This window comes from Streptomyces sp. NPDC003036, assembly GCF_040611175.1.
Lineage (GTDB): Bacteria > Actinomycetota > Actinomycetes > Streptomycetales > Streptomycetaceae > Streptomyces.
Window position 1 is genome coordinate 66,173 of the sequence record NZ_JBEXNO010000019.1, and the last position, 26,386, is coordinate 92,558.

A 26,386-nucleotide genomic window follows, 5' to 3' on the forward strand; every position below is an offset into this window, starting at 1 on the left:
TCGACGTCCGAGCGCGTCGCGCTGTTCGGCGGCACGCTCGACGCGGGCCCCGCGGGCGGCGGCTTCCGGCTCTAGGTCGTCCTGCCGGTCGGCCACCAGCCCGCGGCGTACCGCCCGGCCTGACTCAGCCGCGCAGGTGCGAGGCGCCGTTGAGGTCCAGGATCGTGCCGGAGGACCACTCGGCCTCCGGCGAGGCCAGCCACCGCACCGCCGCCGCGATCTCCTCCGCCGTACCCACCCGGCCGAAGGGGCTCTGCGTCCGGATCGCCTCGCCCTCCGGGCCCGTCAGCCGGTCCGCGACGCGCTCGGTGGCGAAGAAGCCGGGTGCGACGGAGGCGACCGCGATGCCGTACGGCGCCAGGGAGACCGCCAGCGACTGGCCCAGGGCGTGGACGGCGGCCTTGGTCGCGCCGTAGGCGGGGTGGTCCGGTTCGCCGCGGAACGCGCCGCGGGAGCCGATGTTCACGATGCGGCCGCCCGTGCCCTGGTCGATCATGCGGCGCGCGGCGAGGTGGCTCAGGTTCGCCGTGGCGAGGAGGTTGACGGAGACGTGCTGCTGCCAGAGCGCCACCCACGTGTCGTACGGCGTCTCGGCGAGGGGGTGGCGGATGTTGACCGCCGCGTTGTTGACCAGGACGTCCAGGCCGCCGAGCGCGTCCGCCGCGGTGTCCGCGACGCGGGCCGCCTGCGCCGGGTCGGAGAGGTCGCCGGGGGCGAGGGCGTGGCCCGTGCCCGGGAGGGACTCCAGGGTGCGCCGCGCCTCCTCGCCTCGGGCGTTGTAGTGGACCGCGACCCGGTCGCCGTTGGCCGCGAAGGCCAGGGCGACGGCGCGGCCCAGGCCCCGCGAGGCGCCGCTGACCAGGACGCGGCGTCCGGTGGCGGGGAACGTCACGGGGGGAGCGGGGGCCGCGCCGTCTGCCGGGGGTGTCAGGGGCGTGGGTGTCACAGTGCCTGCGCCGCCGGCTTCACCATGCCGCGGACCGTGCGCGACTTCACGAACTCGCCCATCGCGGTCATGTCCCACTCGCCCGAGAACTGCTTGATGAGCTTCGCCATCATCACGCCGGTCTGCGGCTCGGCGGTGGTGAGGTCGAAGCGGACCAGCTCCTCGCCGGTGGCCGCGTCCATCAGCCGGCAGTAGGCCTTGGCGACCTCGGTGAACTTCTGCCCGGAGAAGGAGTTGACGGTGAAGACCAGGCCCGTCGCGTCGGCCGGCAGCCGGCCCAGGTCGACCGTGATCACCTCGTCGTCGCCGGCGCCCTCGCCGGTGAGGTTGTCGCCGGAGTGCTTGACGGCGCCGCCCAGGATGGACAGCTTGCCGAAGTAGCAGCTGTCCAGGTGGTTGCGCTGCGGGCCGTACGCGATGACGGAGGCGTCGAGGTCGATGTCCTTGCCGCGGTACGCGGGCTCCCAGCCGAGGCCCATCTTGACCTGGGAGAGCAGCGGGCGGCCGCCCTTGACGAGGGAGACGGTCTGGTTCTTCTGGAGGTTGACGCGGCCCTTGTCGAGGTTGATCTTCCCGGTGGAGGCGGGGGCGGCCGGCGGCGCGGCGGGTGCGGGAGGCGCGGCGGGGGCCGGCGCCGGGGTCACGGGCGCCGCAGCCACCGGCGCCGGGGCGGGCGTGGGGGCCGCTGCCGCGGCCGGCTCCTCCTCCACCGACACGCCGAAGTCGGTCGCGATTCCCGCCAGCCCGTTGGCGTACCCCTGGCCGACCGCGCGGGCCTTCCAGGCGCCGCCCCGGCGGTACACCTCCACCACGACCAGCGCCGTCTCGGCGCCCAGCCGCGGCGGTGTGAAGGTGGCGAGGACGGTGCCGCCGTCGGCGTCGCGGATGGTCGCGGTCGGCTCGATGCCCTGGAAGGTCTGCCCCGCCGCGTCCGGGCTGGCGGTGACGACGATCTTCTCGATGGCCGGCGGCACGGCGGCGGTGTCCACGATCACCGCGTCCGGGGCGGTGCCGCCGCCGGACCGGTAGGTGACACCGGGGCCGGAGGGCTGGTTGTAGAAGATGAAGTCGTCGTCGGAGCGCACCTTGCCTTCGGCGGTGAGCAGCAGGCCCGATACGTCGAGCCGCACGGGCGCGGAGACGTCCACCGCCACCCGGGTGACGGCGAGGGGGATGTTCGAGCCGGGGGTCATAGCTGTCATGCCAGACGTAACGACCGGGACCGCTTTGCCGTTCCCTTACCTGCGCTCTCTTCGGCCACTCCGGTTACGGGCCGGGGACCCCGGGGGCCCTGGCCGCCGTGGCCCGCGCGTCACGGCTCAGTGCGGCCACTGCGGCGGGTTGGTGGCGAAGTGGCCGCCCAGGACGCGGTGCTCCGGGTTGGCGTCGTCCAGCTCGCCGTGCTCGGCGACGAGCTTCGGGGCGTACTGCTCCGAGTCGTCCTCGGGCTCGTAGCCGAGCGCCCGCGCCGAGGACAGGTCCCACCACAGGCGGGTGTTGGCGGACGATCCGTACACCACGGTGTGGTGTACGTCCTCGGCGGTGAGGGCCGCGTGGAAGAGGCGGGCTCCGTCGCCCGGGCTCAGCCAGACGGACAGCATCCGTACGGAGGTGGGTTCCATGAAGCAGGAGCCGATCCGTACGGAGACGGTTTCGATGCCGTGCAGGTCCCAGTAGAGCTGGGCCAGGTCCTCGCCGAAGCACTTGGACAGGCCGTAGAGGGTGTCCGGGCGGTGCGGGGTGTCGACCGGGATCAGCGGGTCCGAGCCGTGCGGGCGCGGGGTGAAGCCGACGGCGTGGTTGCTGGAGGCGAAGACGATCCGCCGTACGCCCGCCTCGCGGGCCGCCTCGTAGAGGTTGTACGTGCCTTGGATGTTGGCGCGCAGGATCTTCTCGAAGGGGGCTTCCAGGGAGATGCCCGCGAGGTGGACGATCGCGTCCACGCCCCGGACCGCCTCGCGCAGGGCGTCCTGGTCGGCCAGGTCCGCGGTGATGGCGTCCGGCTCGCCGTCGATGGGCGTCACGTCGAGGAGCCGGAGGTCGTAGCCGTACGCGGGCAGCAGTCCCCGCATCAGGGTGCCGACGCCGCCGGCGGCGCCGGTGAGCAGGACGGTGCGGGGAGCGGGCATGGGCGGATCTCCTCGGTAGGGCCGACGGCTCGACTGCTCAATGTGTCTACTTGGCTCAACGACGTAGACGGCATTCACAAGCGTGGACACGCTAGAGAGCGGGCGCGAACAGCGTCAAGGGGGGACGAGTACCCGCTCAACTCCATGCCAGTGTCGCGGTTTTCCGCCACGCGGCGCCTTGACCGGCCCGAGACGGCTGCCCTAGCGTGGCGGCGTTCAGAAATATAAACATCGGTCAGAATCGTGCACGAGTGTGTGCGACGGCTGTTCAGGGAGCGCCCGTGACCTCTGCCCCGTCCCCCGGTCGAGCACCGCTCGCCGGCCGACTCGACGGTCTGCTGTTCTTCCCCGTCACCGCGTACGGGCCGGACGGCGCGCTCGACCTCGACGCGTTCCGCGCGCACGTGCGCGGCGGCATCGAGGCGGGCGCCGCCGCCGTCTTCGCCTGCTGCGGCACGGGGGAGTTCCACGCCCTCACGCCGGAGGAGTTCCGCGCCTGCGTCGCCGCCGCCGTCGAGGAGGCGGCCGGGCGGGTGCCCGTCGTCGCCGGCACCGGATACGGCACCGCGCTCGCCGTCCGGTACGCGCGCCTCGCCGAGGAGGCGGGCGCGGACGGGCTCCTCGCCATGCCGCCCTACCTCGTCGTGGCCGACCAGGCGGGCCTGCTGCGCCACTACACCGCGCTGGCCGGGGCGACCTCCCTCGACGTCATCGTCTACCAGCGCGACAACGCCGTCCTCACCCCGGCCACGGCCGTCGCGCTCGCCCGCGTCGACGGCGTCATCGGACTCAAGGACGGGTACGGCGACCTCGACCTGATGCAGCGCGTCGTCAGCGCCGTACGCGCCGAAGGGCTCGACCTGCTGTACTTCAACGGCCTGCCCACCGCCGAACTGACCGCCCCCGCCTACCGGGGCATCGGCGTCACGCTCTACTCCTCCGCCGTCTTCTGCTTCGCGCCCGACATCGCCCTCGCCTTCCACCGGGCGCTGCGGGACGGCGACGACGCGACCACCGACCGGCTCATCGACGGCTTCTACCGGCCGCTGGTCGAACTGCGCGCCCAGGGACGCGGTTACGCCGTCTCCCTCGTCAAGGCGGGGGTACGGCTCGGCGGCCTGGACGTCGGCGAGGTCCGCCCGCCGCTCAGCGAGCCCGCACCCGCCCATGTCGAGGAGCTCGCCCGGCTCGTCGAGCGCGGCCGCGCCCTGCTGGCCGCCGGCCCGGGAGACGAGCGGTGAGGGCCTCCGCCTTCCTCTACCCCTGGGACGTCATCGGCGACCCGGACGCCCCTGCCCGCATCGCCGACCTCGGCGTCCGGCAGGTCACGCTCGCCTCCGCGTACCACTCCACCCGCGCCCTGACCCCGCTCCACCCGCGCCACCGCGTCGTCACCGCCGCGTACGCCGCCGTCCTCTACCCGCCGGACCCCGGCCGCTGGGACCGCCACCCGCTGCGCCCGTACCCGGCCGGGGACTGGGCGCCCGGCGACGCGTACGGCGAGGCCGCCGAGGCCCTGGCGGACGCCGGGCTCGACGTGCACAGCTGGGTCGTCCTCGCGCACAGCTCCCGCCTCGGCGCCGAGCACCCGGACACCTCGGTGGTCAACGCGTACGGCGACCGCTACCCCTGGGCGCCGTGCATCGCCCGGCCCGACGTGCAGGCTTACCTCGTCGAGCTCGCCGCCGAAGCAGCGGTACGCCCCGGGGCGCGCGGCACCGAGCTGGAGTCGTGCGGCTGGTACGGCATGGCCCACCTGCACGCCCACGACAAGACCGGCGGCGTCGCCCTCGGGGACGCCGCGCAGTACCTGATGTCGCTGTGCTTCTGCGACACCTGCCGCGCCGGGTATGCCGGAGACGGCCTGGACCCGGACGAGCTCGGCGCCGCCGTGCGCCGCGCCCTGGAACCGGTGTGGGCCTCCGGCGGATCCGCCGGCGCCGGGTGGCCGGCCGTCGGGAAGCTGCTGGGCGCGGGGCTCGCCGACGCCACCCTCGCCTGGCGCACCCGCGCCGCCCGCACCCTCCAGGAGGCGTGCGTCGCGGCGGTCCGGGCGGCCGCGCCGCCGGGCTTCCGGGTCCTGCTGCACGCCGACCCCGCCCCGTACCGCACCGGCGCCAACGCGGGCGTGGACCCCGCGCACATCCTGTCCGTCGCGGACGGCGTCGTCCTGCCCTGCACGGGCGGCGGCGCGGAGTCGGTGCTCCCGCCGTTCGCCGGGTACGCGCGCGGGGACACCGTCCTGGCGGCGAACTTCACGGTGGTCTCCGGCATGGGCGGCTCCCCGGCCACGCTCGCCGCCGACGCCCGCCGCGCCCGCACCCTCGGCGCCACCGACCTGCGCCTCTACCACGCGGGGCTGGCCTCGGCCCCGGACCTCGCGGCGGTGAAGGAGGCGCTGCGGGCCCTGCGCTGACGCCCGGCGCTCAACGCCCGTGCGGACGCCCGCCGTTGCGGCCCGGCCGATCCGGCCGGGCCTTTTTCGTCCGAAGCGTTGACGTGACCCTGCCGCCGCCCTACCTTCAACCCGTCGTACTTCGTACGTCATATATGAGACGCGATACGCGAGATATGAGAGCAGCCGCCCGTATGGCCTTCGCCGCCCCCACCCCGATACCGTCCCGCACCCAGTACGTCCTGGAGGCGATCAAGCACGCGATCCTCACCGGGCGGTTCGCCCCCGGCAAAGCGCTGGTGGAGACCGAACTGGCCGCGCAGTACGGGGTGTCCAAGACGCCGGTGCGCGAGGCGCTGAAGACGCTCGCCGGGACCGGGCTGGTCGTCATGAGCCAGTACAAGGGCGCCACCGTCCGCACCGTCGACGCCGCGATGGCGCGCGAGGTCTACGACGTACGGCTCCTCCTGGAGCCCGAGGCGCTGCGGCGCACCATCGGGCGGGGGGCGTCCCTGGAGGTCGCCGGACAGGCGCTGGTCGACGCGGACAACGCCGCCGACCAGGCCGAACGGTCGCTCGCCAACCGGGAGTTCCACCGCGCCCTGTACACGCACTGCGGCAACCCGCTGCTGGCGCGGATGCTCGACGAGGTGCGCGACCAGGCCGCGCTCGTGTCGACCGTCGCCTGGAGCGCCGAGCCGTCCTGGCAGCGCGAGGCCGACGAGCACCGGCGGATCCTGAGCCTGGCGGTCGCCGGGGACGCCGAGGGCGCCGCGCGGGCGCTGCACCAGCACATCGCCTCGTTCGTCGAGCGGGCGTTCCCCAGCTCGTGAACTCTCCGCTCGTGAACTCTCCCGAGAAGACAGACAAGGACAGCCGCATGGACCACGCATCACCGAGGGCGGCGCTCGCGGACGTCGTCGCGATCCCCGTGACCCCCTTCGGCCCCGACGGCGGTGTCGACCGGGACGCGTACCGCGCCCTGCTGCGCAGGCTGCTCGACAGCGGCGTACGCACCCTCACCCCCAACGGCAACACCGGGGAGTTCTACGCCCTCACCCCCGACGAGCGGCGCCTGGTGACCGAGCTGACCGTGGCGGACGCGGGCGACCGCGCCGCCGTCCTCGTCGGCGTCGGGCACGACCTGCCCACCGCCGTCGCCGCCGCCCGGCACGCCCGCAGCGTCGGCGCCGGCATGGTGATGGTGCACCAGCCCGTCCACCCGTACGTCTCGCGCGACGGGTGGATCGACTACCACCGCGAGATCGCCGACGCCGTCCCCGAGCTCGGCGTCGTGCCGTACGTCCGCAACCCCCTGCTCGACGGCGCCGCCATCGCCCGCCTCGGCGAGCTGTGCCCGAACGTCATCGGCGTCAAGTACGCCGTCGCCGACGCCGCCCGCTTCGGCGCCGTCGCCCGCGACGCCGGGCTGGAGCGGTTCGTGTGGATCGCCGGCCTCGCCGAGCTGTACGCGCCCCCCTACTGGGCCATGGGCGCCACCGGCTTCACCTCCGGGCTCGTCAACGTCGCCCCGGCCGTCTCCCTCGCCATGCGCGACGCCCTGCGCGGCGGCGACTACGCGGCCGCCGCCGAGGTGTGGGAGCGGATCCGGCCCTTCGAGGAGCTGCGCGCCGCCGACCAGTCCGCCAACAACGTCACCGTCGTCAAGGAGGCCCTGGAGGTGCTCGGGCTGTGCCGCCGCGACGTGCGTCCGCCGAGCCGCCCGCTGCCCGAGGCGCGCCGCGCCGAGATCGCCGACATCGTCAAGGGCTGGGAGATATGAACCAGCTGGGAGACATGAACCGGCCGGCAGCCCCCAACCCCGGACAGCTCCGCAGCCACCAGTGGTACGGCACGGACGGGCTGCGCTCCTTCAGCCACCGCGCCCGCACCCGGCAGCTCGGCTACCTCCCCGAGGAGCACCTCGGCAAGCCGGTCATCGCGATCCTCAACACCTGGTCCGACATCAACCCCTGCCACGTCCACCTCCGCGACCGCGCCCAGGCCGTGAAGCGGGGCGTGTGGCAGGCCGGGGGCTTCCCGCTCGAATTCCCGGTCTCCACGCTCTCCGAGACCTTCCAGAAGCCCACCCCCATGCTCTACCGCAACCTCCTCGCCATGGAGACGGAGGAGCTGCTGCGCTCCTACCCGGTGGACGGGGCCGTGCTGATGGGCGGCTGCGACAAGTCGACGCCCGCGCTGCTCATGGGCGCCGCCTCCGCCGACCTGCCCGCCGTCTTCGTACCGGCCGGGCCGATGCTGCCGGGCCACTGGCGCGGCGAGGTCCTCGGCTCCGGCACGGACATGTGGAAGTACTGGGACGACAAGCGCGCCGGGCTCATCGGCGACTGCGAGATGGCCGAGCTGGAAAACGGCCTGGCCCGCTCGCCCGGCCATTGCATGACCATGGGCACCGCCTCCACCCTGACGGCCGCCGCCGAGGCCCTGGGCGTCACCATGCCGGGGGCCTCCTCGATCCCGGCCGTCGACTCCGGCCACGACCGGATGGCCGCAGCCGCCGGCATGCGGATCGTCGACCTCGTACGCCAGGACCTGAAGCTGTCGGCGATCCTGACCCGAGAGGCGTACGAGGACGCCGTGACGACCGTCCTCGGGCTCGGCGGCTCCACCAACGCCGTCATCCACCTGATCGCCATGGCGGGCCGCTCCGGGGTCCGGCTCACCCTCGACGACTTCGACCGGATCGCCCGCACGGTGCCCGTGCTGGCCAACCTCCGCCCCGGCGGGCGCCACCTCATGGAGGACTTCCACTTCGCCGGAGGCCTGCCCGGCTTCCTCTCCCGCATCACCGACCTGCTCCACCTGGACCGGCCCACCGTCGCCCACGACACCCTGCGCGCACAGCTCGACGGCGCGCTCGTCCACGACGACGACGTCATCCGCCCCCGCGGCAACCCGCTCGCGAGCGAGGGCGGCGTGGCCGTCCTGCGCGGCAACCTCTGCCCCGACGGAGCCGTCATCAAGCACATCGCCGCCGAGCCGCACCTGCTCAAGCACACCGGGCCCGCCGTCGTCTTCGAGGACTACCGCACCCTCCAGCGCACCATCAACGACCCGGCCCTCGGCATCACCGCCGACCACGTGCTGGTGCTGCGCAACGCCGGACCCAAGGGCGGCCCCGGCATGCCCGAGTACGGCATGCTTCCGATCCCGGACTACCTGCTCAAGCAGGGGGTGCGGGACATGGTGCGGATCTCCGACGCCCGGATGAGCGGCACCAGTTACGGCGCGTGCGTGCTGCACATCGCGCCCGAGTCGTACGTCGGCGGGCCGCTCGCCCTCGTGCGCACCGGCGACCTCATCACCCTCGACGTCGAGGCGCGCACCCTCCACCTGGACGTGGACGACGAGGAGCTGGCGCGCCGCAGGGCCGCCTGGACGCCGCCGCCGGTCCGGTACGAACGCGGCTACGGCGCGCTGTACAGCGAGCACATCACCCAGGCCGACACCGGCTGTGACTTCGCGTTCCTCGCCAGGAGCGGTGAGGTGCCGGACCCCTACGCGGGCTGAACCGCCTCCCCGGAGCCGTCCTTTCGGTGCCCGACCGCCCCTCCTCGCATGTCCGGGATACCGAACGGCATCCGGAAAGCGCTTCCCCATGTTCGATGAACGGAGACATGCCATGGCCCACGCCACGGCCGTACCACGCCGGTTGCCGTATCTGCTGATCGCGCCCGCCGCTCTGCTGATGCTCGGCTTCATCGCCTACCCGGTGCTCAGCGTCTTCTACTACAGCCTCCAGCACTACAACGTCACCAAGCCCTGGAAGAACGGCTTCGCCGGCCTCGACAACTTCACCCGGATCTTCACCGAGGACCCGCTCTTCTGGTCCACCCTCGGCTTCAGCGCCAAGTGGGTCGTCGTCCAGGTGGGCCTGCAGCTCGCCCTCGGGCTCGTCCTGGCGCTGCTGGTCAACCAGACCTTCGTCGGCCGCGCCTTCGCCCGCGCGCTGGTCTTCTCCCCGTGGGCCGTCTCCGGCGTCCTCACCACCACCATCTGGATGCTGCTCTACAACCCCTCCACCGGGCTGAGCCGCTACCTCGCGGACGCCGGCATCGGCGCGTACGGCACCTCCGTGCTCTCCGACACCGGCACCGTCTTCTGGGCGGCCGTCCTCGCCGAACTCTGGCGCGGCGTCCCCTTCTTCGCCATCCTCATCCTCGCCGACCTCCAGTCCATCCCGAGGGACCTGTACGAGGCGGCGTCGGTCGACGGCGCCGGACGGCTGCGGCAGTTCTTCCACATCACGCTGCCGCACCTGAAGGACGCGATCATCCTCTCCACGCTGCTGCGCGGCGTCTGGGAGTTCAACAACGTCGACCTGCTCTACACGCTCACCGGCGGCGGCCCGGCCGGAGTCACCACGACCCTGCCGCTGATGATCGCCAACACCGGTATCGAGGGCCACGACTTCGGTTACGCCTCCGCGCTGACCACCGTCGCGTTCGTGATCCTCCTCTTCTGCTCGATCCTCTATCTGCGCCTGAGCAAGTTCGGAGGCGACCGCTCATGACCGCCCAACTCGCCGAGAAGGGCACCCGCGCCCCCATGACCTCGCCCGACGGCCCGCCACCCCCGTCCCGGTCGCGCACCCCCAAGCGCGAGCGCGCCTTCGACGACGTACCGCGCTGGCAGATCTACCTCCCGCTCGGGCTGTACCTGCTGTTCACGCTCGTCCCGTTCTACTGGATGCTGCTGTTCGCGGTCCGGCCGGCGGGCTCCACCTCCCTCCTGCCGTGGCCCATGACCTTCGAGCACTTCGAGAAGGTGTGGACCGAGCGCAGCTTCGGGATCTTCTTCGAGAACAGCATGATCGTCGGCCTGGTGACGCTCGTGACGACCACGCTCGTGGCCCTCTCCGGCGGTTACGCGCTCGCCCGCTTCGACTTCCGCATCAAGAACGGCTTCATGCTGGCGCTGCTGTGCTCGCAGTTCATCCCGGGCGCGCTGATGCTGGTGCCGCTCTTCGAGATCTTCCGCAACCTCCAGATGATCAACTCGCTGGGCAGCGTCATCATCGCCGAGACCGTCTTCCAGCTGCCCCTGTCGATCATCCTCATCAGCGGCTTCATCAAGAACGTGCCGGTCTCCCTGGAGGAGGCCGCCTGGGTGGACGGCTGCTCACGCCTGCGGGCCTTCCTCGCCGTGGTCCTGCCACTGCTGCGGCCCGGGCTCATCGCGGTCGGCTCCTTCGCCTTCGTCCACAGCTGGAACCACTTCCTCTTCGCCCTGATGTTCCTCAGCGAACAGGACAAGCAGACGATCCCGGTCGGCCTCAACACCCTCATCGGCGCCGACAGCGTGGACCTGGGCGCGCTCGCGGCGGGCGGTGTCGTCGCGGCCGTACCCGTCGTCATCGTCTTCGCCTTCATCCAGAAGTGGCTGATCACCGGCTTCAGCGCCGGCGCGGTGAAGGGCTGACCACGGATGAGGAACCCCATCCCGGTGGTGCTGGCGGGCGCCCGCGGCCACGGCCGCTGGCACCTGCTCAACATCCACCGCCTCCAGCGGGCCGGGCTCGTACGCCTCGCGGGCGTCTGCGAGCTGCGCCCCCTCGACGCCGCCGAGCTCGACGGCCTCGGCTCCCCGCTCCAGCCCCCGCTCCAGTCCGACGACTTCGGCGCCCTGCTGGACGCGACGGGCGCAGGCGACGGCGGCATCGCCGTCATCTGCACCCCCATCGACACCCACACCGACCTCGCCCTCACCGCCGCCGCGCGCGGGACGCACATCCTGCTGGAGAAGCCGCCCGCCCCCTCCTTCGCGGAGTTCCGGCGGATGGCCGACGGGGTACGGGCCGCGGGCACCGTCTGCCAGATCGGCTTCCAGTCGCTCGGCTCGCACGCCCTGCCCGCCATCGCCTCGCTGGTCGCCGAGGGCGCCGTCGGCGACGTCACCGGCATCGGCGCCGCCGGGGCCTGGGCGCGCGACGAGGCGTACTTCCGCCGCTCCCCGTGGGCCGGCAAGCGGCGCCTCGACGACGGCACGGACGTCGTCGACGGTGTGCTCACCAACCCCCTCGCCCACGCCGTCGCCACCGCCCTCGCCCTCGACGGCAGCCCGCACGCCGAGGACGTCGCCGCCATCGAGCTGGAGCTCGCCCGCGCCAACGCCATCGAGGCCGACGACACCTCCTGCGTACGCCTCACCACGGCACGCGGTACCCGCGTCACCGTGGCCGTCACGCTCTGCGCCGAGGAGCCCGGCGAGCCGTACGTCGTCGTCCACGGCACCCGCGGACGCGTCACCCTCTGGTACAAGCAGGACCGCGTGCTCGTGCAGCGCGCCGGACACGGACCGGCCGAGACCCTCCACGGCCGCACCGACCTGCTGGAGAACCTCGTCGGCCATCTGACCGCCGGCGAGGAGCTGCTGGTCCCGCCCCACCGCACGGGCGCCTTCATGCGGCTCGTCGAAGCCGTCCGCACCGCCCCCGAACCCCGGCAGCTCCCCGCCGGGGCCTGGTACGCCGCACCCGGCGAAAGCGCCCCGCGCCGGGTGGTGAAGGGCATCGACGCGCTCGTCCGGGCCAGCGCCGACACCCTCTCCCTCTTCTCCGAGCTGGAGGCGAATCCCCGATGACTTCCCCGAGCCATTCCCCCATGTCGTCCCCGACGACGGCCAAGGACCTCGTCCTGCGCTGCGCGGGACGGCCCGTCGGCCGCTACCTCTACCAGCCGGCCGCCCTGGCCCCCGACCTCGCGCCCCGCCCGTACCTCCATCCCGTCACCACCCTCAAGGGCACCCCCGTCACCGAGGAGCTCCCCGACGACCACCTCCACCACCTGGGCGTCTCCGTCGCCGTCCCCGACGTCGCCGGCCGCAACTTCTGGGGCGGGCGCACCTTCGTACGCGGCCGGGGACCGACGGACCTCGACAACCACGGCGAACAGCGCCACGAGGACTGGAAGCTGTGCGACCCGGACGGCTTCATGGAGGACCTGGTCTGGCGCGCCGACGGCCGCGAGTTGCTGCGCGAGCGCCGTACCGTCGCCGCCACCGCACTCACCCCCACCGCCTGGGCGCTGGACTTCACCTACTCCCTCACCAACCCCGGCCCCGACGACCTCTCCATCGGATCGCCCGCCACCAACGGCCGCCCCGGCGCCGGTTACGGCGGCTTCTTCTGGCGCGCCCCCAAGGGCCCGGCGGCGCCGGGCGTCTTCACCGCCGACGCGGAGGGCGAGTCAGCCGTGCACGGGCGCACCGCCGACTGGCTGGCCCTGGCGGGCCCCGACTGGACGCTCGTCTTCGCCGGAGCCACCGACGCCACCCGCCGCGACCCCTGGTTCGTCCGCACCGAGGAGTACCCCGGCGTCGGCTCCGCGCTCGCCTGGGACACCCGGCTGCCCCTGCCGGCCGGCGCCACGGTCGTCCGCCGCGTGGTGACCGTCGTCGCCGACGGCCCGCTGGAGCGCGACGGGGCCGCCGCCCTCGTACGGAAGGCCCTGTCGTGACCCCACCCGTATGGACGGCGGACCTCGGCGACGGAACCTACCGCAACCCGGTCCTCAACGCCGACTGGTCCGACCCCGACGTCATCGCCGTCGGCGAGGACTTCTACCTCACCGCCTCCAGCTTCGGCCGCGCCCCCGGGCTGCCCCTCCTCCACTCCCGCGACCTCGTCAACTGGTCGCTCCTCGGGCACGCCCTGGACCGGCTGGAGCCGGCCGCCGACTTCGCCGCGCCGCGCCACGACCGCGGGGTGTGGGCGCCGTCCCTGCGCCACGCCGACGGGCGCTTCTGGATCTTCTGGGGCGACCCGGACCACGGGATCTACCAGATCAACGCCGAGCACATCCGGGGCCCGTGGAGCGAGCCGTACCTCCTCAAGGCGGGCAAGGGCCTTATCGACGCCTGCCCCTTGTGGGACGAGGAGACCGGCGAGGCGTACCTCGTCCACGCCTGGGCCAAGTCCCGCTCCGGCGTGAAGAACCGGCTCACCGGCCACCGCATGAGCCGCGACGGCCGCGCCCTCCTCGACGACGGCAAGGTCATCGTCGACGGCGACCGCATCCCCGGCTGGTTCACGCTGGAGGGCCCCAAGCTGTACCGGCACGACGGCTGGTTCTGGATCCTCGCCCCGGCCGGGGGAGTGGAGACCGGCTGGCAGGGCGCCTTCCGCTCGCGCGACTTCTTCGGCCCGTACGAGGAGAAGGTCGTGCTCGCCCAGGGCGCCACCGACGTCAACGGGCCCCACCAGGGCGGCTGGGTGCGCAGCGCGGCGGGCGAGGACTGGTTCCTGCACTTCCAGGCGCGCGGAGCGTACGGCAGGGTCGTCCACCTCCAGCCGATGGCGTGGGACGCGGACGACGGCTGGCCGGTGATCGGCGACGCGGGCGAGCCCGTACGCGTCCACCGCAAGCCCGCAGGACCGCCCCAGCCCGTCGAGGCCCCGGCGACCGACGACGCCTTCCCCGGCGGGCGGTACGGGCGCCAGTGGCAGTGGACCGCGAACCCCGAGCCCGGCTGGACCGCCGCCCACGGCGGTGACGGGCTGCGCCTCGCCTGCGTCCGGACCGAGCACGCCCACGACCTGCGCCTCCTGCCGAACGTCCTCACGCAGCGGCTGCCCGCCGAGACGTTCACCGCCGAGGTGGCCCTGACCCTGGAGTCCGCCGAACCGGGGGCCCGCGCGGGTCTCGCCGTCCTGGGCGACGCCTTCTCGTGGATCGGGCTGGAGCGGGGCGGCCAGGGCGAGCTGCGGCTGGTCCACCGGTTCGCCGAGCCGGTCGCCGAGCGGGAACGGGACGCGGCGCACGCGCGCGTGGTGCCGGTTGCCGGAGGCGGGCGGGTAAGGCTGCGCGTCGAGGTGTCGCCGGGCGCGCGCTGCCGGTTCTCGTACGACACCGGCATCGGGGAGGGCCGGCGGCCCTCCGGCCAGGTCTTCGCCGCCACGCCCTGGCGCTGGGTGGGAGCCCTGCTCGGCCTGTTCGCGGTGGCGCCCCCGGGACAGGGCAGCGCCGGGACGGCCACGTTCACCGAGTTCCACGTCAGCTGACCTTTCCTGCACGTCGATGGGAGCCGCCATGCCGTACCGATGCAGCAAGCGCTTGCCGGGCAGGGCCCTGGCCGCGGTCACCGCCCTCGCGGCCGCACTCGGCCTGGGCGCGATCGTCCCGGCCGAGGCCGCGCCCGCCCCCGCCCCCGTACAGCAGCACGCCAACCGGCACTGGGCCGACGAACCCCACGGATTCGCCTCCCTCGCCGGCGGCACCACCGGCGGCAAGGGCGGCAAGGTCGTCACCGTACGCACCCAGGCCGACCTGGCGAAGTACGCGGGCGCCGCCGAGCCGTACGTCATCCGCGTCGCGGGCGCGATCGACGTCGAGCCGTTCGGATCGTCCATCACCGTCGCCTCCGACAAGACCATCGTCGGCGTCGGCACGAGCGGCGAGATCGTCCACGGCGAGCTCCAGCTCAAGCCGGGCACGCACAACGTCATCATCCGCAACCTCACCATCCGCGACTCGTACGTGGAGGGCGACTGGGACGGCAAGACCAGCGACTTCGACGCCATCCAGATGGACTCCGTCCACCACGTCTGGATCGACCACAACCGCTTCACGCACATGGGCGACGGGCTGCTGGACGTCCGCAAGGACAGCCAGTACGTCACCGTCTCGTACAACCGCTTCGACACCCACAACAAGGCGTTCGGCATCGGCTGGACGGAGAACGTCACCACCCAGATCACCATCGACCACAACTGGTTCAGCGGCACCAAGCAGCGCAACCCGTCCGCCGACAACTGCGCCTACGCCCACCTCTACAACAACTACCTCTCCACGCAGGTCGACGACGGCGACCCCGTCTGGTCGTACGGCACCTACGCCCGCGGCCGGACCCGGATGGTCATCGAGAACAGCTTCTACGAGGACGTCCAGCACCCCTACCAGGCCGACGCCACCGCGGAGTTGGTCGAGCGCGGCTCGATCCTGCGCGACACGACCGGCCGCCGGGACGAGTGGGGGACCGCCTTCGACCCGCGCGCCTTCTACGCCTACCGGCTCGACCCGGCCGCCGCCGTGCCCGCCCTGGTGAAGCGTTTCTCCGGCCCGCAGAAGACCATCGGCGTCGACACCGTGCTCGACGTGCCGGCCGCGTACCCCACCGTCCAGGCGGCCGTGGACGCCGTGCCGGCCGGCAACGACGGGCTCGTGACGGTGCGGATCGCGCCGGGGACGTACCGCGAGAAGGTCCGCGTCCCCGCCGACAAGCCGAGGATCGCCCTGGCCGGGACGGGCCGGGACCGGGCGGACACGGTGATCGTGTACGACACGCCGAACGCGTACGGGGGATCCAGCGCCAGCGCCACCGTGCTGATCGCCGCCTCCGACGTCTCGGCCCGCAACCTCACCTTCGTCAACGACTTCGACGAGGCGGCGGTCGAGCTGGGCGCCGAGCAGGCGCTGGCGATGAAGACCACCGGCGACCGGATCGTCTTCGAGAACACCGCCTTCAAGGGCAACCAGGACACCCTGATGACCGACAGCCCCCGGCTGGACGCCATCAGCCGGGTCTACATCCGGGACTCGTACATCGAGGGCGACGTCGACTTCGTCTACGGACGGGCGACGACGGTCATCGAGGGGTCGCTGATCCGGGCGCTGAGCCGCGGCTCCACCACGAACAACGGGTACGTCACCGCCGCCAGCACCTGGAAGGACAACCCGTACGGCTTCCTCATCACCCGCTCCCGCGTCGTCAGCGACGCCCCGGCCGGCTCCTTCCACCTCGGCCGGCCCTGGCACCCGGGCGGCAACCCGGACGCGATCGGTCAGGTCCTCTTCCGGGAGACGGAGCTGCCCGCCGCGATCAAGGCGTCGCCGTGGACCGACATGGGCGGCTTCTCGTGGAAGGACGCCCGCTTCAGCGAGTACCGCACGTACGGCCCGGGCGCCGCCGTCACCGCCGACCGCCCGCAGATGTCCGACGCCGACGCGGCCCGCCACGAGGTCGCCGACTACCTCGCGGGCCGGGACGGCTGGGCCCCGCAGGACTCCCCGCGACTCCCGTGACACCCGCGACTCCCGTGACACCCGTGATTCCCGTGACTCCCGCACGCACCGAGAGAGAAGAGCCGACCATGACCAAGCCACACCACAGCACCGGACACAGCACCAGACGTACGGCGGTCGCCGCCGTGTCCCTGACCGCGGTGCTCGCCCTCACCGCCACCGCGTGCGGTGACGACGGCACCGGCGGCAGCGGCGGCGAGGGCTCCGGCACGGGCACGATCACCTTCTGGGACAACAACGGCGGCGTCCGCACCGCCGTCTGGCAGGAGATCATCAAGGACTTCGAGGCGAAGAACCCGGACATCAAGGTCAAGTACGTGCCCGTCCCGAGCGAAGACGTGCAGTCCAAGTACGACACCGCCATCGCGGGCGGCGGCCTTCCGGACGTCGGCGGCGTCGGCGCGGCCTACCTCGCCAACATGGTCGCCCAGAACGCCCTGGACCCGGTCGGCGACCGCATCGAGGACTCCTCCCTCAAGGGCAAGCTGGTCGAGACGATGGTCGACTCGGTCAAGTCGGCCGGCGGGCGCGGCGACGAGCTGTACTCCGTGCCCACCTCCGCCAGCAACGGCACCCTCTACTACCGCACCGACCTGTTCAAGGCGGCGGGTCTGGAGCCGCCGACGACCTGGGACCGGTTCTACGCGGCGGCCGAGAAGCTCACCGACGCCAAGAGCAACAAGTTCGGCTACACGATCCGGGGCGGTTCCGGGTCCATCGCACAGGCGCTGGACGCCATGTACGGGCAGTCGGGGATCACCTCCTTCTGGGAGGGCGACAAGACCACCGTCAACGACCCGAAGAACGTGGCGGCCCTGGAGAAGTACGTCGGCCTGTACAAGAAGACGACGCCCGCGGCGGATGTCAACAACGACTTCAAGAAGATGGTCGCGCAGTTCGACACCGGCACCATCGGCATGCTCAGCCACAACCTCGGCTCCTACACCGACCACGTGAAGGCGCTCGGGAAGGACAAGTTCGCCGGCATCCCGAACCCGGTCGGCCCGGACGGCAAGCGCGTCCAGGTCTCCAACCCGGTGGACGGCCTCGGCCTCTTCAGGACCAGCAAGAACAAGGCCGCGGCGTGGAAGTTCATCGAGTTCGCCGTCTCGCACGAGTCCAACAGCAAGTGGAACGCCTCCGCGGGCGCCATCCCGGCCAACAAGGACGCCCAGGCCGACGCGTGGCTGCGGGACGCCGAGGCGACGAAGCTCGGCGCGCAGGCGCTCACCGACGGATCCACGAAGATCGTGGAGCTGCCGTACTACCTCCCCGACTGGAACAAGATCAGCAAGGCCGACAACGAGCCGAACTTCCAGAAGGTGCTGCTCGGCCAGATGACCGCGAAGCAGTTCCTGGACACGCTCGCGAAGCAGCTCGACACGGCGCGCGCCGAGTGGAACGAGCAGAACAAGAGCTGAGCCGGTTCCCCGTCCGGCCCCCGAACCGGCCGGTGGCGGTGACCACGTCGCGCCCCCCGCCACCGGCCGCTCCACCCCTCTCCGCACCGCCGTACGAGAGTGAGCACGCACCCATGTCCCTGAGCCGCAGACAGACCGTGCAGACCGTGGCGGCGCTCGCCGCCTCCCTGCCGCTGGTGCCCGCCGCCGCGGGGGAGGCCCGGGCCCACACCCCGGCCCGCCTCCGGCCGCGCACCCTCCACATCGCCGGAGACTCCACCGCCGCGCAGAAGTACGCGGACGCCGCGCCCGAGACGGGGTGGGGCATGGCGCTCCCCTTCTTCCTCACGCCGGGCCTCGCCGTCGCCAACCACGCGGTCAACGGCCGCAGTTCGAAGAGCTTCATCGACGAGGGGCGCCTCGCCGCGGTCCTTGAGGTGCTGCGCCCCGGCGATGACCTGCTGATCCAGTTCGGCCACAACGACCAGAAGTCGGCCGACCCCACCCGCTACACCGAGCCGTGGACCACCTACCAGGACCATCTGCGCCAGTACGTGACCGGGGCCAGGGCGCGCGGGGCGAGGCCGGTGCTGCTGACCTCCGTCGAGCGGCGGAAGTTCGACGCGTCCGGCAGCCCCGTGCCGACGCACGGCGCCTACCCGGCGGCCATGCGGGCGCTGGCGGCCGAGGAGGGCGTCGCCCTCGTCGACGTACAGGAGTCGAGTCTCGCCGAGTGGCGCAGGCTCGGCCCCGAGCCCTCCAAGGAGTACTTCCTGTGGCTCGCGCCGGGCGAGTCCCCGAACTTCCCGGACGGCGAGCAGGACAACACCCACTTCCGGCCGCGCGGCGCCATCGAGGTGGCGCGGCTGGTGGCGGCGGGCCTGCTGGCGGCCGGAGTGCTGGAGCCGCGCCACGTACGGCGGCTGGAGGACCCCGTACCCGCCGAGTGGATCGGCTGGCCCGAGCCCGCAACCTCCCCACAGACATGACAGGAGCCGCAATGCGTCCCTACAGATCCGCGCCGGCGCTCGCCGGATGCGCCGCCCTGGTGCTCGCCCTGACGGGTACGGGCACGGCACCCGCCGCGGCCGCCGCCGCGCCCGCGCCGCGCGACCTCGCCCGGCAGACCCTCCCGGCCCGTGACGGCTGGGCCGCCGAGGGCCCGGGCACCACGGGCGGGGCCGCCGCCGCGCCCGAGCATGTGTACACCGTCACCACCTGGGCCCGGTTCAAGGCCGCGCTCGCCGCCGACACCGGCGGCGCGCCCAGGATCATCCGGGTGGTGGGCACCCTCAACGCCACCGAGGGCGGCTGCGCGTCCTTCGAGGCCGACGGGTACGACTTCGACCGGTACCTCGCCGACTACGACCCGGCGGTGTGGGGCCGCGACACCCCCGTCAGCGGCCCCCAGGAGGAGCTGCGCGCCGCCTCCGCCAAGAAGCAGGCCGCCTCCATCAAGGCCGCCGTCCCCGCCCGCACCACCATCGTGGGCGTCGGCGACGACGCCGGCATCACCGGTGGAAGCCTCCAGATCCAGCACGTCGACAACGTCATCGTCCGCAACCTGACGCTGGAGAGCCCCCTCGACTGCTTCCCCCAGTGGGACCCGACGGACGGTGCCACGGGCGCCTGGAACTCCGAGTACGACGCGATGGTGGTGTACGGCTCCACCCATGTGTGGATCGACCACAACACCTTCACCGACGGCCGGTACCCCGACAGCTCGCTGCCCCATTACTACGGCGAGGTGTACCAGCAGCACGACGGCGAACTGGACATCGTGCGGGGCGCCAACCACATCACCGCCTCCTGGAATGTGTTCGCCGACCACGACAAGACCCTGATGATCGGCAACAGCGACAGTGCGGCCGCCACCGACGCGGGCAAGCTCAAGGTGACGCTCCACCACAATCTCTTCTCCGGCGTCATCGAGCGGGCCCCGCGCGTCCGCTTCGGCCAGGTCGACGCGTACAACAACCACCACGTGGTGAAGAAGGGTCAGCCCTACGCGTACACCTTCGGCATCGGCCAGGAGTCGCGCCTGTACGCCGAGAAGAACTCCTTCAGCCTCCCGGCCGGGGTGAGCGCCGCGCGCATCCTGAAGAAGTGGAAGGACGCCCCGGTGACGGCCCTCGGCAACTACGTCAACGGCCGTCCGGTCGACCTCATCGCCGTGCACAACGCGGAGATACCGGCCGAGACGCTCCGCTCCGGCGCGGGCTGGACCCCGGCTCTGCGGACGAGGGTCGACGACCCCCGTGCCCTGCCGGGACTCGTCACGGCGCGGGCGGGCGCGGGCAGGCTCCGCTGACCCGGTCCGTCCCCGGGCGCTCCCACGCCTCGATGAGCCGGCGGCACCGCCGCGCGCGGTCCGCCGGCTCACCGTCGAGAGCCGAGAGCTCGGCGAGGTAGAGGAGTAGGTCGGCCACGGTGTCGTGGTCCGGGGTGCCGGAGAGGAACACCTCGGTGGCCTCGGCGATGTCGCTGTCGGGTTCGAGGAGCAGCGCGCGGAACAGCGCGAAATGCGTTGCGGCGTTCTCTTCCAGCGTCCGCCTCGGAGAGGTGAGCAATTCGGTCCACTGCTCGGCGCATGCCGTGATCCCGGACTCCACCGTGTCCAGCATGATCTTCTCGAACCGAGCGCCGGGATCATCGGGCAGGGCCGCGCAGGCGCGCTCGAGGTCGTCACGGGCCCCGGCGTGGTCACCGGCTTGCCGACGGGCGACGCCTCGTAGACCAAAGGCCCAGGCGTCGGTGAGGCCGAGGTCGAGTGCGGCGGTGAGGTCGGCGATGGCCTGCTCGTGGTGGCCGGCCTGGCGGTGGGCTTCCGCGCGGTGGGCGAGGAGCAAGGCGTTGGTGGGCTCGCGTTCGAGTGCGGCGGTGAGGTCGGCGATGGCCCGGTCGTAGTGGCCGGTCATGCGGTGCATTTCGCCACGCCGGGCGACGGCCCCGGGCAGGGCCGGGTCCAGGTCGAGCGCGGCGGTGAGGTCGGCGATGGCCTGGTCGTGGCGGCCGGTCTCGCCGTAGGCATGTCCACGAGCGGCGAGGGCCCAGGCGTAGGACGGCTCGAGGTCGATCACGGCGGTGAAGTCGGTGATGGCCTGCTCGTGGCGGCCGGCTTCGCCGTGGGCGCTGCCACGTTCGGCGAGGGCCCAGGTGTCGGTGGGGTCGAGGTCGAGTGCGGCGGTGAGGTCGGTGACGGCTTGGTCGTGATGGCCGGCCATGCGGTGGGCCTGGGCACGGGCGGCAAGGGCCCAGCCGAGGGTGGGGTCCAGGTCGAGTGCGGCGGTGAGGTCGGCGATGGCCCGATCGTGGTGGTCGGTGTGGATGAGAGCCTGCCCACGGGAGCCGAGGACCCAGGCGTTGTCGGGCTTGACGTCGAGTACGGCGGTGAGGTCGGCGATGGCCTTGTCGTGGCGGCCTGCCTGGCGGTGCGCTTCTCCGCGTTGGGCGAGGGCCCACGTGTCGGTGGGGTCGAGTTCGAGTGCGGCGGTGAAGTCGGTGACGGCCTCGTCGTAGCGGCCGTTCTGCCGGTGGGTCTCTCCGCGCTGGGCGAGGCCCCACGCGTACGCCGGGTCGCGTTCGAGTGCGGCGGTGAAGTCGGCGATGGCCTGGTCAGGGCGGCCGGCCTGGCGGTGAGTCTGCCCGCGCGAGCCGAGGGCCCAGACGTCGGTGGGGTCCAGGTCGAGTGCGGCGGTGAGGTCGGCGATGGCCCGGTCGTAGTGACCGTTCTGCCGGTGTGCCTCTCCACGGCGGGAGAGGACCCAGCCGCTGTCCGGCACCAGGTCGAGTACGGCCGTGAAGTCGGCGATGGCCCGGTCGTAGCGGCCGGCTTGGCGGTGGGCCTCTCCCCGGGCACTGAGGCACCAGGCGTCGGTGGGCTCGATGTCGAGCGCGGCGGTGAGGTCGGTGACCGCTTGGTCGTAGCGGCCGGTCAGGCGGTGGGACTCTCCGCGTTGGGCGAGGGCCCACCCATCGGTGGGGTCGATGTCGAGCGCGGCGGTGAAGTCGGCGATGGCCTTGTCGTGACGGCCTGCCTGGCGGTGGGCCTCTCCACGGGTCGTCAGACACCAGGCGTAGGTGGGGTCGAGGTCGATCGCGGCGGTGAAGTCGGTGACGGCGTCGTCATAGCGGCCGGCCAAGCGGTGGGTTTCACCCCGGGCGACGAGAGCCCAGGCGAGGGCGGGGTCGAGGGTGAGCGCTGCGGTGAGATCGGTGATGGCCTCGTCATAGCGCCCATCCGCGCAGTAGGTCTCCCCGCGTTGGGCGAGGACCAGGGCGTCGTCGGGGGTGAGGGCGAGAGCGGCCGTCTGGTCGGCGATGGCCTGGGCGAGGTGGTTGAGCCAGCGATGGGCTTCCCCCCGGTAGGCCCATGCGCGGACATTGCGCGGGTCGGCGGCGACAGCACGGTCGAGTTCGGCGATGGCCTCCTCATTGCGGTTGACGCGGTAGAGGTGCCTGCCCCGGTACGTGTGGCACCAGGCCCGCGTGGCGGTGCTCAGCCGGCCGTGGCCCAGCAGCGCGGTGAGGCAGGCCTCGGCGGGGTCGGCGCCGGCGACGGCGCTCTGCAGACGGTCGGCCCAGGACAGCAGCGCGGGATCGGCCGTGTCGCGGGCCGCCTGTTCGAGGATGTCGGTCCACTGCCGCAGGGCCGCCGTGTCCTGCCCCGCGGCGTGGGCGGCCTGCTCCAGCGCCGGTTCCAACTCGGCGGCGGGCTGGGCGCACAGCCGGTGGTACGTCTCGTCCAGGCGGTGCCGGAGCCAGCGGGGATCGTCCCAGCGCCGCCCCTCGGGAAGGCCGTGTTCGGCGGCGGCGCGCCAGGCGGCGTGCGTGTCGGCGAGATGGAGATGTGCCGAGGTCCAGCGCTGGGGGGAGTGGGTGCGCTGCTGGCGCACCATGCTCGCGCGCACCACCGCGTGGTACTGCTTGAAGCCGCCGTAGCCGCTGACGAACGGCTGCCCGCACAGCCACCCCCACAGCCCTCGCGCCTCCTCTGGCGCCGCCGCGGCGAACACGTCCTCGTTGAGGTGCGGCACCAGCGCGCACGCCAGCACCGTCTCGCGCTGCCGCGGGTCCGTGATCCACTGCACGAAACGCTCGACGGCCGCGTCCACCACGTCCCCGCCCGCGTCCACCTCCTCGGCGGCGCCGGGCCGGGCATGCGCCAGGAGGTCCACGAGCAGCGGCAGCCCCATCGACAGCTGCAGCACCGCCTCCACGACCTCCGGCGTCGTCACGTCCCGCGCGGCCAGCAGCGCCCGCGTCTCCGCCTCGGTGAACACCTCCAGCGGCACGTCCGCCACCACCGCCCGCAGCGAAGCCCAGTCCCGTTCCGCGAGCTCGTCGCGCCCGGCCAGCACCAGCATCACATTGGCCGGCACCGGCCCGAACGCGCCGTCCAGCAGGTCCCGCAGCCAGCCGTCCAGATAGCGGCCGGTCTGCTCCCAGGTGTCGAAGAACAGCACCACCCACGGGTACCGGTCGCACAGCTTGCCGAGCTCGGTGACGAACGCCCGGCTCACCCCGCTCGCGTCACCCCCGCGCCCCCGGCGCCCGCGCGCCCGCGCACCGGTACGCAACCGGTCCAGCCCCTGCGCCGCGGCGTCCGGGTTCGCCATCGCCGTCACCATGCCGACGCCCGGTATCAGCGACGCCGCCCCCAGCGCGGCCTGCGACACCACCCGGCTCGACATCGACGGCTCGACGCCCGCCGGGCCCATGCCCTCCATCGGCACCGGCTCGGCGGCCGCCTCCTGCTCCTTGCGGTACTGCTCGGCCGCCCGGTCGAACTCCTTGAGCGGACCGGCCTGCTCGGCCAACTGGCGCGCCAGCTCCGCCAGCGCCTGCTGTACGCCGTGGACATCGCTCTCGTCCACCACCGCCGTCACGGCGCCCGCGCCCCGCGCCGTCTCCTGCCACTGCCGCAGCAGCGTGGACTTGCCGACCCCGCCGACCCCGCGCACATGAAACAGGAACTCCGCCGGATCCGCCTCGCCCTCCGGGTCCTTGCCCAGGTTCTCCGCGAACATGGACAGCTGCTCCCGCCGCCCCACGAACCGCGCCCGCGCCCGCTGCCGGATCAGCTCCCCCCGCGACCTGCCGCCCCGATTCCTCGCCCCGGACATCGCCCACCCCCTCGTACCGGATCCGGCACAACTCCCTCCGTAGTATCGCCAGTCGTATCCGATTCCGTCCGGGATGTTGACACTTCCCGTACCTCCTGGCTTCATGAACATCGCGTAATTGGGAGCGCTCCCACAACTGAACGTGCTTCTCGTCTCGACAAAACGACAGAAGGGCACACAGTGGGACAGTCACCAACAAGAAACCGCCGCCCCCGCGGGCCGCTCCGACGTGTCCGGGCGCTCGTCGCCGCGGTGATGACCGTCGGGCTGCTGGGTGCGGCCGGGCCCGACGTGTGGGCCGCGGACACGGCCGCCGACAGGCCCGCGGTGCAGTCAGCCGAGCCGGGGGCCGCCGCCGACGCCGCCCCGGGCGACGACTGGCTGCACACTCAGGGCAACAAGATCGTCGACGCGAACGGCGACGAGGTCTGGCTCACCGGCGCCAACTGGTTCGGCTTCAACGCCGGCGAGCGCGTCTTCCACGGGCTCTGGTCCGGCAACATCACCGAGATCACCAAGTCCATGGCCGACCGGGGCATCAACATCGTCCGCGTGCCCATCTCCACCCAGCTCCTCCTGGAGTGGAAGAACGGCCGGGCGGCGGTCCCCAGCGGCGTCAACGCCTACGCCAACCCCGAGATCGCCGGCAAGACCTCCCTGGAGGTCTTCGACACCTGGCTGGCCCTCTGCAAGCGGTACGGCATCAAGGTCATGCTCGACGTGCACAGCGCCGAGGCCGACAACTCCGGGCACGTCCACCCGGTGTGGTGGAAGGGCACCATCACCTCCGAGGACTTCTACACCGCCTGGGAGTGGGTGACCGCGCGCTACAAGAACGACGACACGCTCGTCGCCATGGACGTCAAGAACGAGCCCCACGGCACCGCGAGCACGAGCCCGCGCGCCAAGTGGGACGGCTCGACGGACCAGGACAACTTCAAGTACGTCTGCGAGACCGCCGGCAAGCGCATGCTCGCCATCAACCCGAACCTGCTCGTGCTCTGCGAGGGCATCGAGATCTACCCCAAGGCGGGCGTGAGCTGGACCTCCACCACCCCGACCGACTACCACTCCACCTGGTGGGGCGGGAACCTGCGCGGTGTCCGTGACCACCCCGTCGACCTGGGCGCCCACAACGACCAGCTCGTCTACTCCCCACACGACTACGGACCGCTGGTCCACCTCCAGCCCTGGTTCACCGGCGACTGGAACCGCACCACCCTCGAACGCGACGTCTGGGACCCCAACTGGCTCTACCTCCACAAGGAGAACAAGGCCCCGCTGCTCATCGGCGAATGGGGCGGCTTCCTCGACGGCGGCCCAAACCAGAAGTGGATGACCGCGCTCCGCGACCTCATCGTCGAGCACCGCATCCACCAGACCTTCTGGTGCCTCAACCCCAACTCCGGTGACACCGGCGGCCTGCTCCTCGGCGACTGGAAGACCTGGGACGAGGAGAAGTACGCCCTCCTCAAGCCCGCCCTGTGGCAGCACGGCGGCAAGTTCGTCAGCCTCGACCACGAGGTCCCGCTCGGCGGCTCCGGCACCACCACCGGCGTCAGCCTGCGCGACGTGTACGGGGACGGCCCCGGCGATCCCACCGACACCACCGCTCCCACCGCGCCGACCGGTCTGACCAGCACCGCCAGGACCTCGTCCTCCGTGACCCTGTCGTGGACGGCGTCGACCGACAACGTCCGCGTGAGCGGGTACGACGTGTACCGGGGCGGTACGAAGGTGAACGCGGCGCCCGTGACCGGGACGACCTACACGGACAAGGGGCTCGCGGCCTCGACCGCGTACAGCTATACCGTGCGGGCGCGTGACGCGGCGGGCAATGTGTCGACGCCGTCAGCAGCGCTGAGCGTCACCACGGAATCGGCCGGCACCTCGTCCGGCGCGGTCAAGGTCCGCTACAAGAACAACGACTCGTCGGCGACGGACAACGCCATCCGGCCCTCGCTGCAGGTGGCCAACACCGGCACCTCGGCCGTGGATCTGAGCACGGTGTCGCTGCGTTACTACTTCACCCGTGACGGCTCCGCGTCCGTCAACGCCTACTGCGACTACGCGGCGGTCGGCTGCTCGCAGGTGAAGCTGCGGGTCGTGCCGCTGACGACTCCGGTCGCCGGTGCGGACGCGTATCTGGAGGTGAGCTTCGCGGCGGGTTCGCTGGCCGCCGGGCGGGACACCGGTGACATCCAGCTGCGGATGGCCAAGTCGGACTGGTCGGCCTTCAACGAGGCCAACGACTACAGCCGCTCCACGGTGACCGCGTACGCCGACGCCCCCGCGATCCCCGCGTACACCGGCACCACCCTGGCCTGGGGCACACCCCCGGCCTGAACC

19 protein-coding genes are annotated in these 26,386 nt (G+C 72.4%); 15 read left to right on the plus strand and 4 right to left on the minus strand.

The features are described 5' to 3' along the window. Window positions 1-124: 124 nt before the first annotated feature. The 3 genes from ABZX67_RS16345 to ABZX67_RS16355 all read right to left on the minus strand — a co-directional run bounded on the left by ABZX67_RS16345 (window position 125) and on the right by ABZX67_RS16355 (window position 3,075). The gene (locus ABZX67_RS16345; protein WP_355360219.1) at window positions 125-892 is read right to left on the minus strand and encodes an SDR family oxidoreductase; all 768 of its coding nucleotides are present in this window, start codon (window positions 890-892) and stop codon (window positions 125-127) included. A gap of 50 nt (window positions 893-942) precedes the next feature. Then, the gene (locus ABZX67_RS16350) at window positions 943-2,148 is read right to left on the minus strand and encodes a TerD family protein (RefSeq protein ID WP_355360222.1); all 1,206 of its coding nucleotides are present in this window, start codon (window positions 2,146-2,148) and stop codon (window positions 943-945) included. Window positions 2,149-2,265: 117 nt separating this feature from the next. Further along, window positions 2,266-3,075 (minus strand): NAD(P)-dependent oxidoreductase, encoded by an 810-nt coding sequence (locus ABZX67_RS16355; protein WP_355360225.1) that lies wholly within the window; start codon window positions 3,073-3,075, stop codon window positions 2,266-2,268. Between the two features lie 281 nt (window positions 3,076-3,356). Here ABZX67_RS16355 and ABZX67_RS16360 point away from each other — a divergent pair, with 281 nt between their 5' ends. The 14 genes from ABZX67_RS16360 (at window position 3,357) to ABZX67_RS16425 (ending at window position 20,223) form a co-directional block, all read left to right on the plus strand. Continuing rightward, window positions 3,357-4,316 carry a 5-dehydro-4-deoxyglucarate dehydratase gene (locus ABZX67_RS16360; protein WP_355360228.1) on the plus strand — a complete coding sequence of 320 codons (960 nt, stop codon included), beginning with the start codon at window positions 3,357-3,359 and terminating at the stop codon, window positions 4,314-4,316. Beyond that, window positions 4,313-5,491, plus strand: coding sequence for a hypothetical protein (locus tag ABZX67_RS16365; protein ID WP_355360231.1), 1,179 nt, complete (start codon window positions 4,313-4,315; stop codon window positions 5,489-5,491). The genes ABZX67_RS16360 and ABZX67_RS16365 overlap by 4 nt, the downstream gene beginning before the upstream one ends. Before the next feature lie 173 nt (window positions 5,492-5,664). After that, window positions 5,665-6,303, plus strand: coding sequence for a GntR family transcriptional regulator (locus ABZX67_RS16370; RefSeq protein ID WP_355360234.1), 639 nt, complete (start codon window positions 5,665-5,667; stop codon window positions 6,301-6,303). Between the two features lie 47 nt (window positions 6,304-6,350). Further along, window positions 6,351-7,253, plus strand: coding sequence for a dihydrodipicolinate synthase family protein (locus ABZX67_RS16375; RefSeq protein WP_355360237.1), 903 nt, complete (start codon window positions 6,351-6,353; stop codon window positions 7,251-7,253). Next, the gene (araD, locus tag ABZX67_RS16380) at window positions 7,250-9,001 is read left to right on the plus strand and encodes an L-arabinonate dehydratase (protein ID WP_355360240.1); all 1,752 of its coding nucleotides are present in this window, start codon (window positions 7,250-7,252) and stop codon (window positions 8,999-9,001) included. Before ABZX67_RS16375 ends, araD begins: the two co-directional genes overlap by 4 nt. A gap of 112 nt (window positions 9,002-9,113) precedes the next feature. Then, a complete protein-coding gene (locus tag ABZX67_RS16385; RefSeq protein WP_355360243.1) occupies window positions 9,114-10,004 on the plus strand; it encodes a sugar ABC transporter permease in 891 nt (296 codons plus the stop codon). Then, entirely contained in the window at window positions 10,001-10,912 is a 912-nt protein-coding gene (locus ABZX67_RS16390; RefSeq protein WP_355360246.1) for a carbohydrate ABC transporter permease, read from the plus strand. Before ABZX67_RS16385 ends, ABZX67_RS16390 begins: the two co-directional genes overlap by 4 nt. Window positions 10,913-10,918: 6 nt before the next feature. Further along, on the plus strand, window positions 10,919-12,073 hold the full coding sequence (locus tag ABZX67_RS16395; RefSeq protein WP_355360249.1) for a Gfo/Idh/MocA family oxidoreductase: 1,155 nt from the start codon (window positions 10,919-10,921) through the stop codon (window positions 12,071-12,073). Between the two features lie 20 nt (window positions 12,074-12,093). Next, window positions 12,094-12,948: a PmoA family protein gene (locus ABZX67_RS16400; protein ID WP_355360252.1), complete on the plus strand. Its 855-nt coding sequence runs from the start codon at window positions 12,094-12,096 to the stop codon at window positions 12,946-12,948. Then, window positions 12,945-14,492 carry a glycoside hydrolase 43 family protein gene (locus tag ABZX67_RS16405; protein WP_355360255.1) on the plus strand — a complete coding sequence of 516 codons (1,548 nt, stop codon included), beginning with the start codon at window positions 12,945-12,947 and terminating at the stop codon, window positions 14,490-14,492. The genes ABZX67_RS16400 and ABZX67_RS16405 overlap by 4 nt, the downstream gene beginning before the upstream one ends. 28 nt (window positions 14,493-14,520) lie before the next feature. Next, a complete protein-coding gene (locus tag ABZX67_RS16410) occupies window positions 14,521-16,512 on the plus strand; it encodes a pectinesterase family protein (RefSeq protein WP_355360258.1) in 1,992 nt (663 codons plus the stop codon). Window positions 16,513-16,580: 68 nt separating this feature from the next. Further along, window positions 16,581-17,933, plus strand: a complete 1,353-nt coding sequence (locus tag ABZX67_RS16415) for a sugar ABC transporter substrate-binding protein (RefSeq protein ID WP_355360261.1) — start codon at window positions 16,581-16,583, stop codon at window positions 17,931-17,933. A gap of 113 nt (window positions 17,934-18,046) precedes the next feature. Further along, window positions 18,047-18,901: a rhamnogalacturonan acetylesterase gene (locus ABZX67_RS16420; RefSeq protein ID WP_355360264.1), complete on the plus strand. Its 855-nt coding sequence runs from the start codon at window positions 18,047-18,049 to the stop codon at window positions 18,899-18,901. A gap of 11 nt (window positions 18,902-18,912) precedes the next feature. Then, window positions 18,913-20,223 (plus strand): pectate lyase, encoded by a 1,311-nt coding sequence (locus ABZX67_RS16425; RefSeq protein ID WP_355360267.1) that lies wholly within the window; start codon window positions 18,913-18,915, stop codon window positions 20,221-20,223. On the opposite strand, the gene ABZX67_RS16430 is transcribed toward ABZX67_RS16425, so the two are convergent. Further along, window positions 20,189-24,037 carry a tetratricopeptide repeat protein gene (locus tag ABZX67_RS16430; RefSeq protein WP_355360270.1) on the minus strand — a complete coding sequence of 1,283 codons (3,849 nt, stop codon included), beginning with the start codon at window positions 24,035-24,037 and terminating at the stop codon, window positions 20,189-20,191. The genes ABZX67_RS16425 and ABZX67_RS16430 overlap by 35 nt on opposite strands. A gap of 255 nt (window positions 24,038-24,292) precedes the next feature. Here ABZX67_RS16430 and ABZX67_RS16435 point away from each other — a divergent pair, with 255 nt between their 5' ends. Then, window positions 24,293-26,383, plus strand: coding sequence for a cellulase family glycosylhydrolase (locus ABZX67_RS16435; protein WP_355360273.1), 2,091 nt, complete (start codon window positions 24,293-24,295; stop codon window positions 26,381-26,383). Window positions 26,384-26,386: the final 3 nt, after the last annotated feature.